Annotated in this window: 12 protein-coding genes; 7 read left to right on the top strand and 5 right to left on the bottom strand. The window is 62.1% G+C overall.

The genetic code is table 11. The features are described 5' to 3' along the window. Positions 1-3: 3 nt before the first annotated feature. A complete protein-coding gene (locus FA94_RS13060; RefSeq protein ID WP_035551661.1) occupies positions 4-1,242 on the top strand; it encodes a DUF3734 domain-containing protein in 1,239 nt (412 codons plus the stop codon). A gap of 107 nt (positions 1,243-1,349) precedes the next feature. Here the strand turns inward: FA94_RS13060 and FA94_RS13055 are convergent, their stop codons facing one another. Beyond that, positions 1,350-2,549, bottom strand: coding sequence for an amino acid aminotransferase (locus tag FA94_RS13055; protein WP_035551658.1), 1,200 nt, complete (start codon positions 2,547-2,549; stop codon positions 1,350-1,352). Positions 2,550-2,859: 310 nt separating this feature from the next. On the opposite strand from FA94_RS13055, the gene uvrB reads away from it, so the two are divergent. The 5 genes from uvrB (at position 2,860) to FA94_RS13030 (ending at position 8,724) form a co-directional block, all read left to right on the top strand. Further along, positions 2,860-4,950 (top strand): excinuclease ABC subunit UvrB, encoded by a 2,091-nt coding sequence (gene uvrB, locus FA94_RS13050; protein ID WP_035551655.1) that lies wholly within the window; start codon positions 2,860-2,862, stop codon positions 4,948-4,950. A 422-nt stretch (positions 4,951-5,372) separates the two neighbouring features. After that, positions 5,373-5,921, top strand: coding sequence for an iron transporter (locus FA94_RS13045; protein WP_035551652.1), 549 nt, complete (start codon positions 5,373-5,375; stop codon positions 5,919-5,921). A gap of 155 nt (positions 5,922-6,076) precedes the next feature. Continuing rightward, the gene (locus FA94_RS13040) at positions 6,077-6,409 is read left to right on the top strand and encodes a cupredoxin domain-containing protein (RefSeq protein WP_035551649.1); all 333 of its coding nucleotides are present in this window, start codon (positions 6,077-6,079) and stop codon (positions 6,407-6,409) included. A gap of 66 nt (positions 6,410-6,475) precedes the next feature. Next, positions 6,476-7,321, top strand: coding sequence for an FTR1 family iron permease (locus tag FA94_RS13035; protein WP_035551646.1), 846 nt, complete (start codon positions 6,476-6,478; stop codon positions 7,319-7,321). Then, positions 7,318-8,724 (top strand): 4Fe-4S binding protein, encoded by a 1,407-nt coding sequence (locus tag FA94_RS13030; RefSeq protein WP_035551643.1) that lies wholly within the window; start codon positions 7,318-7,320, stop codon positions 8,722-8,724. Before FA94_RS13035 ends, FA94_RS13030 begins: the two co-directional genes overlap by 4 nt. 313 nt (positions 8,725-9,037) lie before the next feature. Here FA94_RS13030 and hemP read toward each other — a convergent pair whose 3' ends face one another. The 4 genes from hemP to FA94_RS13010 all read right to left on the bottom strand — a co-directional run bounded on the left by hemP (position 9,038) and on the right by FA94_RS13010 (position 11,607). Then, the gene (gene hemP / locus FA94_RS13025) at positions 9,038-9,298 is read right to left on the bottom strand and encodes a hemin uptake protein HemP (protein WP_035551641.1); all 261 of its coding nucleotides are present in this window, start codon (positions 9,296-9,298) and stop codon (positions 9,038-9,040) included. Positions 9,299-9,515: 217 nt separating this feature from the next. Further along, on the bottom strand, positions 9,516-9,998 hold the full coding sequence (locus tag FA94_RS13020) for an SRPBCC family protein (RefSeq protein ID WP_035551636.1): 483 nt from the start codon (positions 9,996-9,998) through the stop codon (positions 9,516-9,518). Positions 9,999-10,085: 87 nt separating this feature from the next. Then, positions 10,086-10,484: an OsmC family protein gene (locus tag FA94_RS13015; RefSeq protein ID WP_035551634.1), complete on the bottom strand. Its 399-nt coding sequence runs from the start codon at positions 10,482-10,484 to the stop codon at positions 10,086-10,088. A 244-nt stretch (positions 10,485-10,728) separates the two neighbouring features. Next, the gene (locus tag FA94_RS13010) at positions 10,729-11,607 is read right to left on the bottom strand and encodes a pirin family protein (protein ID WP_035551631.1); all 879 of its coding nucleotides are present in this window, start codon (positions 11,605-11,607) and stop codon (positions 10,729-10,731) included. Positions 11,608-11,730: 123 nt separating this feature from the next. Between FA94_RS13010 and FA94_RS13005 the strand changes: the two genes are divergently transcribed. Beyond that, positions 11,731-12,717: a LysR family transcriptional regulator gene (locus FA94_RS13005; protein ID WP_035551629.1), complete on the top strand. Its 987-nt coding sequence runs from the start codon at positions 11,731-11,733 to the stop codon at positions 12,715-12,717. Positions 12,718-12,862 lie beyond the last annotated feature (145 nt).

Genomic DNA, 12,862 nt, shown 5'->3' with positions numbered 1-12,862 from the left:
CCCATGGCGCAACGCAATCTCAAGCGGGCGCGCGTAGGTGCGCCCGGCGACGGGGAAGGCGAGGGCGCGGGTCCCGCGCCCGCTGCACACCCCGGCCGGCACCTCCATTTGCCCAAGTACGAAACCGTCGCCCTGGTGCTGCAAGGCGGTGGCGCATTGGGCGCCTACCAGGCCGGCGTCTATCAAGGGCTCTACGAGGCCGGCATCGAGCCCAACTGGCTGGCGGGTATTTCGATCGGCGCGTTGAATACGGCGATCATCGCCGGCAATCCACCGGAGAAGCGTGTCGAACGGCTGCTGCAGTTCTGGGAGACGATCTGCCAGCCGGCATTCGGTCCGCCGCTGCCGGCCTTTATCGAACACGCGCTCTTCAATTCCAGCGAGGCGATACGCAAGGCTTTCACGGCCACCCAGGCGATGGGCGCTATTGTCGAAGGGCAAAAGGGATTCTTTGTGCCACGTTTCCCGCCGCCGTTGCCCACGGTGTCCGGGCCGCCGCAAATGGCCAGCTACTACGACACCACGCCGCTGAAGGCTACGCTTGAAGCGATGTGCGATTTCGACCGGATCAACTCGAAGGAAATGCGCGTGTCGGTGGGGGCGGTCAATTGCGGTACGGGGAATTTCGCGTACTTCGATAACACGCATACCACGCTGAGGCCTGAGCATTTCATGGCATCGGGTGCGTTGCCGCCGGGCTTCGCGGCGGTCGAGATCGACGGTCAGTACTACTGGGACGGCGGTTTGATGTCGAATACGCCGCTCTACGAGGTGATGCAGTCCACGCCGCGTCACGACACGCTCGCGTTCCAGGTCGATCTGTGGAGCGCGATCGGGCCGGTGCCGGACAACATCACCGACGTTCAGGGGCGCATGAAGGACATTCAGTACTCGAGCCGTACGCGTCTCGTGACCGATATGCTGCAGCGGTCGCAGCGTTTCCGGCACGTGTTGCGCGAAGTGCTGGACCGCGTACCGTCCGATCAGCGCGACGATCCGTGGTGCAAGCTGGCCGACGATCTATCGTGCTCGAAGCGCTACAACGTGATGCATCTCATCTATCGGCAAAAGGAGTACGAAGGGCATTTCAAGGACTTCCAGTTCGGCCTGACGACGATGCGCGAACACTGGCAAAGCGGTCTCGACGATATCCACCGTTCGCTTGCGCAACCCGATTGGCTCGACATGCCGGATAACGATGCGGGTTTTGTCACGCACGATATTCATCGCGATTCACGTTGAGAAGATCGCAAGCCACAATCGCCACAAACGAAAAACGGCGCCCGCAAGGGCGCCGTTTTCACATCAACCAGGCGCGCGCGGAACAAGCCGCGCGCCGACAAGGCTTCTTACTTCAACACGTGAGCGATCGCGCTAGCCACGACGTCGAGATTGCGCGTGTTCAGCGCAGCCACGCAGATACGGCCGGTGCTCACTGCATAGATGCCGAACTCTTCGCGCAGACGGTCCACTTGCGGCGCCGTCAGACCCGAGTACGAGAACATGCCGCGTTGTGCGTTTACGAAGCTGAAGTCGCGATCCACGCCGCTTGCCTTCAGGCGTTCGACCAGACCGTTGCGCATGGCGCGGATACGGTCGCGCATTTCGCCCAGTTCCGTTTCCCACGTGGCGCGCAGATCGGCCGACGCGAGCACCGCAGCGACCACCGAGCCGCCATGCGTGGGCGGGTTCGAGTAGTTCGTGCGGATCACGCGCTTGAGTTGCGACAGCACGCGCGACGATTCTTCCTTGCTCGCGGTGATGATGGACAGCGCGCCGATGCGCTCGCCGTACAGCGAGAACGACTTCGAGAACGACGACGACACGAACACGTTCAGTTCCGACGCGGCGAACAGGCGCACGGCGGCTGCGTCCGATTCGATGTTGTCGCCGAAACCCTGATATGCGATGTCGAGGAACGGCACCAGATTGCGCGCCTTGACGACTTCGACCACCTGCTTCCATTGCTCGACGCTGAGGTCGACGCCGGTCGGGTTGTGGCAGCACGCGTGCAGCACGACGACCGTGCCCGCCGCGTAGCTGTTCAGCGCGCTCAGCATGCCTTCGAAGTTCACGCCATGCGTTTGCGCGTCGTAGTACGGGTACGACAGGACTTCAAAGCCTGCGCTTTCAAACAGCGCGCGGTGGTTTTCCCAGCTCGGGTCGCTGATCGCGACCTTGGCGTTCGGGTCAAGGCGCTTCAGGAAGTCCGCGCCGATCTTCAGCGCGCCCGTGCCGCCCAGTGCCTGCGCCGTCACGACGCGACCGGCCGCGATCAGCGCCGAGTCGTTGCCGAGCAGCAGCGTTTGCACGGCTGCGTCGTAGGCGGCGATGCCTTCGATCGGCAGATAGCCGCGCGGCAGCGCGGCTTCGACGCGCGCCCGTTCGGCTTCGCGCACGGCGCGCAGCAGCGGAATCTTGCCTTCTTCATTGAAGTACACGCCGACGCCAAGATTGACCTTGGTGGCGCGCGCATCGGCGTTAAAAGCTTCGTTCAGGCCCAGAATCGGGTCGCGGGGAGCAAGTTCGACGGCGGAGAACAGAGACATGATGGGTGGGCAGCAGTAGTGAAAAGAGGGCGGCGGCATCGAGCGCGGGGCGGCCCGGCCAGCGGCGTCTGACAAAAAACACAGGCGGCTGGCGGGCGGCTGCGAGCGAGCGCAACTTCGCATTGTAACGAATTCACGGCCTTTTTTCGGCCGACGCGGCCTGTCGAGGGGAATTAATTGCTTGAAAAACAGGCAGCCAGGCGCCACGTCGTAGCGAGGGATTGAGCCCAACCTCTACGCGGACCCGCTCAGCCCGGGCTCGCGCAACCCGTTAGAATAGTTCTTTGCCCAAGGCCCGGTGCCGCCCCACATGTCCGAACAACACCACACTGAAGCCGAAGACGCGCTCGACGAATCCAAATTCGTCACGTTCGAAGGCTCGCCGTTCCAGCTCTACCAGCCGTACCTCCCGGCCGGCGACCAGCCCACGGCGATCGACACGCTCGTCGAAGGCGTTGAAGACGGTCTGTCGTTCCAGACGCTGCTCGGCGTGACCGGCTCCGGCAAGACCTTCACGATGGCCAACACGATCGCCCGGCTGGGTCGTCCGGCGATCGTGTTCGCGCCGAACAAGACGCTCGCCGCGCAGCTTTATTCGGAGTTCCGCGAGTTCTTCCCGCGCAACGCGGTCGAGTACTTCGTTTCGTACTACGACTACTACCAGCCGGAAGCGTACGTGCCGCAGCGCGACCTGTTCATCGAAAAGGACTCGTCGATCAACGAGCACATCGAGCAGATGCGGTTATCGGCCACCAAGAGCCTGCTGGAGCGGCGCGACGTGGTGATCGTGGCGACGGTGTCGGCGATTTACGGTATCGGCAATCCGTCCGAGTACCACAAGATGATTCTGACGCTGCGCACCGGTGACAAACTCGGCCAGCGCGACATCATCGCGCGGCTGATCGCGATGCAGTACAACCGCAACGAAGCCGATTTCCAGCGCGGCTCGTTCCGCGTGCGCGGCGACACCATCGACATTTTCCCGGCCGAGCATGCCGAGATGGCGGTGCGCCTCGAACTGTTCGACGACGAAGTCGAAACGCTGCAGCTGTTCGATCCGCTCACCGGCCGCGTGCGGCAGAAGATTGCGCGTTTCACGGTGTATCCGTCGTCGCACTATGTAACGCCGCGCGATACGGTGATGCGCGCGGTCGAAACCATCAAGAACGAGTTGCGCGAGCGGCTCGAATTCTTCTATGGCGACGGCAAACTGGTCGAAGCGCAGCGCCTCGAGCAGCGCACCCGCTTCGATCTGGAAATGCTGCAGGAGCTGGGCTTCTGCAAAGGCATCGAAAACTACTCGCGGCATTTTTCGGGCGCGGCGCCCGGCGAGCCGCCGCCTACGCTGGTCGACTACCTGCCGCCGGACGCGATCATGCTGCTCGACGAATCGCACGTGCTGATCGGCCAGTTGAACGGCATGTACAACGGCGACCGGGCGCGCAAGGAGAACCTCGTCGACTACGGTTTCCGTTTGCCGTCGGCGTTGGACAACCGGCCGCTCAAGTTCAACGAGTTCGAGCGCAAGATGCGCCAGGTGGTGTTCGTGTCGGCCACGCCGGCGGATTACGAGCAGAAAACCGCCGGGCAGGTGGCCGAGCAACTGGTGCGACCCACTGGGCTCGTCGATCCGCAAATCGAGGTGCGGCCGGCCCGCAGCCAGGTCGACGACGTGCTCGGCGAGATCAACGAGCGCGTCAAGGTCGGCGATCGTGTACTGGTCACCGTGCTGACCAAGCGCATGGCCGAGCAGTTGACCGAGTTTCTGGCCGATCACGGCGTCAAGGTGCGCTATCTGCACAGCGACATCGACACGGTGGAGCGGGTTGAAATCATCCGCGATTTGCGCCTGGGCACGTTCGACGTGCTGGTCGGGATCAACCTGCTGCGCGAAGGGCTGGATATTCCGGAAGTGTCGCTGGTCGCGATTCTCGACGCGGACAAGGAAGGCTTTCTGCGCTCTGAGCGCTCGCTGATCCAGACCATCGGCCGGGCGGCGCGCAACGTGAACGGCAAGGCGATTCTGTACGGCGACAAGATAACCGACTCGATGCGTCGCGCGATCGACGAAACCGAGCGGCGGCGCACCAAGCAGACCGCCTTCAATCTCGCGAACGGCATTACGCCGCGCGGGGTGGTCAAGCGGATTCGCGACATTATCGACGGCGTGTACAACGTCGACGACGCGCGCGCCGAACTGAAGGAACAGCAAACGCGCGCGAAGTTCGAGGACATGTCCGAAAAGCAGCTCGCCAAGGAACTCAAGCGCCTCGAAAAGCAGATGATGGAGCACGCCAAGAATCTGGAATTCGAGAAAGCGGCGCAGACCCGCGACCAATTGGCGCTGCTGCGCCAACGCGTGTTCGGCGCGAACGTCGGCGATCACATCTCCGGCGTCTGATTCACGTATCGCCAGCACTCGAGGCGCGGCAGTCTGCCGCGCCTTTTCTTTTGATGTCGGACAAAGCATCGGCAAACGGCCGACACTGTCCCGACAACATCCCTACATAAGACCACCTGGCAGACCGACAGCTACCCGACATCGGGTCGGCGCGACACCTGTCGGTGCGTTCGAACGTTTCCTTAAGAATGCCGTAAGACCCCGCTGCCATAAGGCTTTGGGCACGGTCCAATTTGTTCTCACCCGCGATCGATGATAAACTCATTCAATATTGAGAATGGTTCGCATTAACGTTTTGGTATGCGCTTTGCTTACGGTCTGTGGGTGTTCTGAAAGATAATGGCCGCCCAGCCGAGACGTGCCTGACCGCACTGTTCCAATGGATTTCATTCCAGTCTCACTGATAAAAACTAGGAGTTTCAATGCGGATTTCTTCATTTGTGCGCGGTGGCGCAGCAGCAGTGGCCGCCGTCGCGGCGCTCTCGGCAACGGCCGCGGAATATCCGATCGGCAAGCAGCAGATCCAGGGCGGCATGGAGATCGGCGCCGTCTACCTGCAGCCGATCACGATGGAACCCGAAGGCATGATGCGCAAGGCGTCGGATTCGGACGTTCATCTGGAAGCCGACATTCACGCAGTTAAAAACAATCCGACCGGTTTCGCCGAAGGCGACTGGATGCCGTATCTGCAAGTGCGTTACGAACTGACGAAAGCCGGTTCGAATCAGACGCAGAAGGGCGACATGATGGCGATGGTCGCCAACGACGGTCCGCACTACGGCGATAACGTCAAGCTGCAAGGCCCGGGCAAATACCACCTGAAGTTGATCGTCGAGGCGCCGATGCAAACGGGCCACATGGCTTTCGGCCGCCACGTCGACAAGGAAACCGGCGTGGGCGCGTGGTTCAAGCCGATCACGCTCGACTACGACTTCACCTTCGCCGGTATCGGCAAGAAGGGCGGCTACTGATCGTCGCGGTTCGTCACGCCGCGCTGCGCTTGAGCGCTCTTGAATGCTCTTGAATGCTCTTGAACGCGCGGCGCGACGTGATCGGAAGTGAATGAATGCGGCAGGCGGCGCGCTGGGAATCAAACCCGGCGCGCCGCGTTTTTCCGGAAAGGCTAATGAGAATTCACCGAAAGATCGCGCTTCTCGCCACCACCGCGTTGCTGGCGGGTGCGGCCCATGCCGTCGATTTGCCGACCTTCAAGCTGGAAATGAACGACGGCAAGCTGAACCCGGCTCGCATCGAAGTGCCGGCGGGGCAGCGGATCAAGATCGAAGTGCACAACATCGGCAAAGGCGCCGCCGAATTCGAAAGCGTGCAATTACGCAAAGAGAAAGTGTTGGCGCCCGGCGCGGATTCGTTCGTGGTGATCGCGCCGCTCGAGCCGGGCGAGTACAAGTTTTTCGACGACTTCCACCAGCAGGCGCAGGGCGTGATCGTCGCGAAGTAGTGGCTTGAAACGCGAGCGCGCGCCGTCGGCGGTTGCGTGTTCGTCAAAGCAGTCGAGGAGAGTTAGATGGGTCAGATTCTATTCATCGTGTGGCGGGAAAGTGTCGAGGCGTTGCTGGTCGTCGGCATCCTGTACGCGTGGCTGAAAAATGGCGACGACGATGCGCGTCGCGGTTTGCCGTACCTGTGGGGCGGCGTGGTGGCCGGTTTGATCGCGGCCGTGGCGCTCGGCGCCGCGCTGGTCGGTTTCACCGAAGTGCTGTCCGGCGACGCACAGGATTATTTCCAGACCGCGATGGTGCTGGTCGCCTGCGTGCTGATCGTGCAGATGGTGCTGTGGATGAAGCAGCACGGCCGCTCGCTCAAGCGCGACATGGAACAGTCGCTGCAGAAAAGCCAGCGCGATTCGAACTGGTGGGGCGTCGCGTTGCTGGTGGCGCTGGCGATCGCGCGCGAGGGCAGCGAGACGGTGATCTTTCTGTACGGGCTGGGTTTCGGTCAATCGGGTCACGTGGACGGCAGTCAGATGCTCGCGGTCGTGATCGGCCTCGGTCTCGCCTTTCTGACCTTCTATGTGCTGCAACTGGGCGGCAAGTTCTTTTCGTGGCGGCTGTTTTTCCGCGTCACCGAAATCATGCTGCTGTTCCTTGGCGCGGGGTTGTTTCAGACCGGCGTCGACAAGCTGATCGACAAGGAATTTCTGCCGACGCTCGTCGACCAGATGTGGAATTCGTCGGCGATTCTCGATGATTCGAGCACCGTCGGTTCGCTGGTCGCGACGCTCACCGGTTATCGCGCGCATCCGGCGTTGATGAATCTGCTCGCTTATGCCGTGTACTGGGCGGTTGTCTACCTGCTGGTGCGTCGTGCGAATCGCAAGCCGGCGCAGCAAGCGGCGGGGCGCGCAGCATGAGTCGCGCGATGACCCGTCCGGGGCGCCTCGCCGTGGCCGGGCAGTGGATGCAGCGTCATGGTTCCGCGATCCGTGGCATCCAGTGGGTGGTGGTGGCGGTGTATGCGTTTCTGATTCTCGTGCCGGCGGTGATGCCGCTGCCGGACGACACCGCGCATCTGTGGACCAACCTGACGCTCGCCGCGCAGTTCGTGTTCTGGGGCATCTGGTGGCCGTTCGTTTTGCTGTCGATGGTGATGCTCGGCCGTGTCTGGTGCGGCGTGCTGTGTCCGGAAGGCGCGCTCGCCGAATTCGCCAGCAAGTACGGTCGCGGCTGGGCGATTCCACGCTGGATGCGTTGGGGCGGCTGGCCGTTCGTCGCGTTCGGCATCACTACGATCTATGGCCAGATGGTGAGCGTCTACCAGTATCCGAAAGCCGTGCTGCTGGTGTTGGGCGGCTCGACGTTCGCGGCGATGATCATCGGTTTGCTGTACGGACGCGAGAAGCGCGTCTGGTGCAAGTACCTGTGCCCCGTCAACGGGGTTTTTTCGCTTCTGGCGCGCCTCGCGCCGTTTCACTACAAAGTCGATGAAGACGCGTGGCGCCATTCGTACAAGAACGGCGAGCATGGGCACCGCGTGATTCCGATCAATTGCGCGCCGCTCGTGCCGTTGCGCAACATGAAGGGTGCGGCGGACTGTCATATGTGCGGCCGTTGCAGCGGCCACCGCGATGCGGTTGCGTTGACGTGGCGCGCGCCGTCGACAGAAGTCGTGCAACTCGGCGACAAGCAGGCGAACGCATGGGACACCGCGTTGATCCTGTACGGTCTGCTCGGCATCGCGATCGGTGCGTTTCATTGGACCGCTTCGCGCTGGTTCATCGACATGAAGATGTTTTTCGCGACCTGGCTTGTCGATCACGACATCACCTGGCCGCTCGAAACCAACGCGCCGTGGTTCCTGTTCACGCATTATCCCGAGCAGAACGATGTGTTTTCGTGGCTCGACGGCACGATGGTGATTGGCTACATCGTCGCCACGGCGCTGGTGTACGGCACCGCGCTGCTGGTGTTGCTGATGGGTGCGACGCGCATGCTGGGGCGCTTTAGCACCGTGCGTCTGCATCATTTGACGCAAGGGCTGATTCCGATTGCCGGCGCCGGTGTGTTTCTTGGTTTGTCGGCTACGACGCTGTCGCTGCTGCGTGCGGAACATGTGTCGTTGTGGTGGGCGTCGGATCTGCGCATCGCCATTCTGGCGATTGCCAACCTGTGGAGCGCGTGGCTCGCGTGGCTGGTGACGCGCCGCTATAGCGAGCGCTTCGTGCAGCGCGGTCTTGCCATGTTGTGGTTCGGCGGGGCGCTGGGGGTGGTCGATAGCGCATGGTGGCTGATGTTCTGGGGCTGGGCTTCCAAATAGCGTCGACTGCATGCGCTGCGATCGCTTTCGCCGAGGTGCATGAACATGTCGGCCTCTGTCGCAAAACAAAAAGCCGTGGGATGAATTTCATCTCCGCGGCTTTTCCATTTTCTGCATGTCCGGCGCACGAACGTTTCGTGTTGCCGCAATGAGTGGGAACCAAAAAAAGCGGCCTGGCTTGCTGCGACGGCTGGCTTGGTGTCTGCACGAAGGGGTCTAGTTCTCACGTGCAAGCCGTCGTGGCTGGCTACTGCCTAACACCTCTCGAGGAGGTGGTCCCCACAATACCCGGTACGTACTGCTATGTTCGGTGCTACTTCGTCAGAATCAGCTTGCCTAAGCGCGTTGCACGCAGCTGGTAGGTTTCGCCGTTGTGCAGGATGCTGACGTGACTATTTCCCTGCAGCAGAGTGTCGCTGCGTACGGCCCGCTCCGATGTTGCCGCCGAACCATCAGCACGATCCGCAACAGGCTTTGCCGCGGTTGCCGTTGCCGTCGACGGTTTCGGACGGCTGGTCAGCGCGGCCGCCGGGCGGCGCAGGCTGAGTGTGGAAGGGCGGTTGAGATCGGTCATTCGTTTTAGCTGTTGGTCGATTCGATGGATTAATTCTAAATGATAACTATTCCCATTTACAAGAAAGAGAAATTCATCGGATTTAAGTTTCGATAGCCAAAGCGGACTGGGGTGGTAGCGACGGAGAGAGATGAACGACCGCCCCCGGCCAGCGGTCTTGCGCTCGATGCGCAGCGCGCGGGCAGGGCGCCCGCGCGTATGTCAGTGTTTCAGTGCTTCAGTGCAGCGAACCCGGTTCCTGCTTGGTCTGCACGTACTGGCGGATCAGCCGCACGGTATCGATATCGTTCTCGCGATACGCCGACTTGACGATCTCCTGCGTCTGATGCGCGTCAGGATCCGTCGACTCCGGCAGCGTCGTCGCGTATTCGAAGCGCAGGAATAGTTGTAGCTCGTCCGGCTGCTCGATCGTCATGGTCAGCGAGCCGCCGACGTGGTCTGCGGTCGGCAGAATGTCGTAGCGCACGCTCTGGTCGTCCTGCAGCGTGACGCGGTCACGCACGGTCGCCTGACCGTAGTGCAGTTCCCGTTCGATGACATTGCCGACGCGCGACAGGATCGTGCAACTGTCGAGACCTATCACGAACAGTTGCGGCTGTTCGGCGCGCAGCACGAGACCTTCCCACAGTTGGGCGCGGGTCATCGAGTCGACAAACGGATTCAACGGGTCGTTGATCTGGATAAGGTGTTCGAAATTCAAAACGACGGCTTCCTATGAAAGCGTTGCAATACGTGCGGTCTACAGCGCCGCGGCGAAGCGCAATTCGCCGCAGTCGCTCCTGACCGCTTAAGCGACGGCGAGGCCCGAACGGATCGTGATCGGATGCGTGAGGATCTTGTGAACTGGGCACGCATTGGCAATTTGCAAGAGCCGTTCCCGCTGCTCGTCGGACAGATCGCCTTCCAGTACGATCTTGCGGTCGATGGTGGTGCCCGCGTCGCCGCTTGCCAGCGAGAGCTCGACGCGCACGTCGGCGAGCGGCCATTCCTTGCGCTGGGCGTACATCTTCAGCGTAATCGACGTGCAGGCGCCGAGGCTCGACAGCAGCATCGCGACGGGCGTCGGGCCGCGATCACCGCCGCCGGCTGACTCGGGTTCGTCGGCAAGCCAGGTGTGCTTGCCGTCGTCCAACAGGACCTGGAAATTCGTCGAGCCGATGTGGGCGGTGACGGTGGACTCTGCCATGCGCGCTCCTGAACAGGGACGGAAATTGCCGCGCGCCGCGTCCCGTTATGGATAAACGGCGCGGCGCGCGGAATGAATCGCTATTGTGAACGAATTTAACAGGCTTCGTGACTGGGCTGAGCGGTTCTGGCGGGCGGCGCGAGTGAGGCAGCGTGAGGCTGCAAACGCACTGCGAGCGACGGAGCAAACGCGGCAAGGGCGGCAAGGCGACCCGCCCCAACCCGACTTTGCCTCGCCGATGCACTCAGTGCGTGATCGCGCCCATGCGCCCGGCCTGATAGTCGACCACGGCCTGACGGATCTCGTCTTCCGTGTTCATCACGAACGGGCCGTAGCGCACCACCGGCTCCTTCAGCGGCACGCCGCCCAGCAACAGCACTTCGAGCGGTTCGGCGCCGGCCGTCAACGTGACGGATTCGCCGTCGTTCTGAAACACCACCATTTTCTGCGCGTCGATTTCCTGGCGCGCTTCGCCTTCGCCATAAAAGCCTTTACCCGACAGGCTATAAGCGAATACGCGATACTCGGCCGGCACCGGCTGCCGGATCGTCGCGCCCGGCTGCAGCGAGAAATGCTGATAGAGAATCGGCGTGCGCGTTTCGATTGCGGCTTTCACGCCGAGCGCCTCGCCGGCGATCACCTTGACGCGCACCTGGCCGTCCGCGGACGTGCCCACCGGAATGCTCGACGACGGCATTTCCTGGTAGCGCGGCGCGATCATCTTGTCGCGGCGCGGCAGGTTCACCCACAACTGCAGGCCGTGCACACGTCCGCCGGTCTGTACGAACGACGGGTCCGGCATCTCGCTGTGTACGACGCCCGCGCCCGCGGTCATCCATTGCACGTCGCCGGCATGCAGCGTGCCGGAATGGCCGGCCGAATCCTTGTGGCCGAACTGGCCCTCGAGCACGTACGTGACCGTCTCGAAGCCGCGGTGCGGATGGTCGGGCGCGCCTTTCGCCTCGCCCGGCGCGTAGTCGATCGGCCCCATTTCGTCGAGCAGCAGGAATGGATCGAAGTCCATCAGCAGGCGGGTCGGAAACGGACGGTGGACGATAAAGCCTCCGCCCTCGGTCGTGCGAACAGCGGGAAACGTGCGTTCGATCGTGCGGCTCGTGCTCATCAAAGTCACCTCAAAAAAATGGGGAATAGCGTTATTTTTGAAACATGGAGCTATTATAGGGACCGTTTTCAGGGGTGCCAGCCACCGCTGCGCAATGGATTGTTCTATTAATGGAACGATGAGATGAAGATCGATTCACACAATCTGAATGACCTGATGTATTTCTCGCAGGTCGTCGAACATGGCGGTTTTTCCGCCGCCGAGCGCGTGCTGGGGATCTCCAAGTCGCGCCTGTCGCGCCGCCTGACGGAACTGGAAGCGTCGCTGGGCGTGCGCCTGCTGCAGCGCTCCACGCGCAAGCTGGCGCTCACGGAAGCCGGGCAACTGTTCTATCAGCACTGTCAGGCGATGCTGGCGGAAGCGCAGGCGGCCGTCAACGTCGTGCAGCAGTTGCGCTCGTCGCCGCGCGGCACGGTGCGCGTCAGTGTGCCGGTCACGATCTCGCAGACCATCATGTCGCAGATCCTGCCGGAATTCATGCATCGTTATCCGGAAGTGCGCGTGGTGATGCGCGTGACCAATCGCGTGGTCGACCTGTTCGAGGATTCGATCGATGTCGCGTTGCGCGTGCGCTCCGATCCGCCGGAAAGCGCCAACATCGTGGTGCGGCCGCTGTGGCGCACGCAGCAAATGCTGGTGGGTGCGCCGAGTCTGCTGCAACAGAATGCGCCGCCGCTGCTGCCGGCCTATCTGAGCCGTTTCGAAACACTCGACGTGCCGAGCGGCGACGGACGTCACGTGTTCAATCTGATCTCGCCCGACGGCACGCGTCACGCGCACGAACACGAGCCGCGTCTCGTCACCGCCGACCTGATGATGCTGCGCGAAGCGGCGCTCTCCGGCGTGGGCATCGCCGCATTGCCTGAGATGATGTACGGCGCCGCATTGCGTGCCGGACAACTGTCGCCGGTCATGCCGGGCTGGACCTTCCCGACGCCGCAGTTGTACGCGGTTTTCGTGTCGCGGCAGGGCATGGTGCCGGCCGTGCGGGCATTCGTCGATTATCTGGTCGAGATGCTCGATCCGGACGAGGGCAAGCACATTACGGGCGAGTGCCCTGCGCGTGAGGAAAAAGCGGCGGCCCAGCCGATGCTGGCGGCGGTGTCGTAGTGGTGCTCGCAGGCAGCGGCATCGCTTTTAGCATTTAAGCGCGGGCTGTCATGAGTACTTTCAATGACGGTTTGCTTGAATGCACGCGCTGGCGGGCCTATATTGAAATCCCTTCGCTAAGGAGTCTCTTATGCGAAAACTCATG

The organism is Burkholderia sp. 9120 (assembly GCF_000745015.1).
In the GTDB taxonomy this organism is placed as follows: domain Bacteria; phylum Pseudomonadota; class Gammaproteobacteria; order Burkholderiales; family Burkholderiaceae; genus Paraburkholderia.
The sequence above is the reverse complement of the archived record's forward strand: the minus strand, read 5'-3'. Positions and strand labels throughout refer to the sequence as shown.

Bases quoted from the DNA above. Each gene is read 5' to 3' on its own strand.
- FA94_RS13060 (WP_035551661.1), top strand. From the start codon at position 4: ATGGCGCAACGCAATCTCAAGCGGGCGCGCGTAGGTGCGCCCGGCGAC.
- FA94_RS13055 (WP_035551658.1), bottom strand. From the start codon at position 2,549: ATGTCTCTGTTCTCCGCCGTCGAACTTGCTCCCCGCGACCCGATTCTG.
- uvrB (WP_035551655.1), top strand. From the start codon at position 2,860: ATGTCCGAACAACACCACACTGAAGCCGAAGACGCGCTCGACGAATCC.
- FA94_RS13045 (WP_035551652.1), top strand. From the start codon at position 5,373: ATGCGGATTTCTTCATTTGTGCGCGGTGGCGCAGCAGCAGTGGCCGCC.
- FA94_RS13040 (WP_035551649.1), top strand. From the start codon at position 6,077: ATGAGAATTCACCGAAAGATCGCGCTTCTCGCCACCACCGCGTTGCTG.
- FA94_RS13035 (WP_035551646.1), top strand. From the start codon at position 6,476: ATGGGTCAGATTCTATTCATCGTGTGGCGGGAAAGTGTCGAGGCGTTG.
- FA94_RS13030 (WP_035551643.1), top strand. From the start codon at position 7,318: ATGAGTCGCGCGATGACCCGTCCGGGGCGCCTCGCCGTGGCCGGGCAG.
- hemP (WP_035551641.1), bottom strand. From the start codon at position 9,298: ATGACCGATCTCAACCGCCCTTCCACACTCAGCCTGCGCCGCCCGGCG.
- FA94_RS13015 (WP_035551634.1), bottom strand. From the start codon at position 10,484: ATGGCAGAGTCCACCGTCACCGCCCACATCGGCTCGACGAATTTCCAG.
- FA94_RS13010 (WP_035551631.1), bottom strand. From the start codon at position 11,607: ATGAGCACGAGCCGCACGATCGAACGCACGTTTCCCGCTGTTCGCACG.
- FA94_RS13005 (WP_035551629.1), top strand. From the start codon at position 11,731: ATGAAGATCGATTCACACAATCTGAATGACCTGATGTATTTCTCGCAG.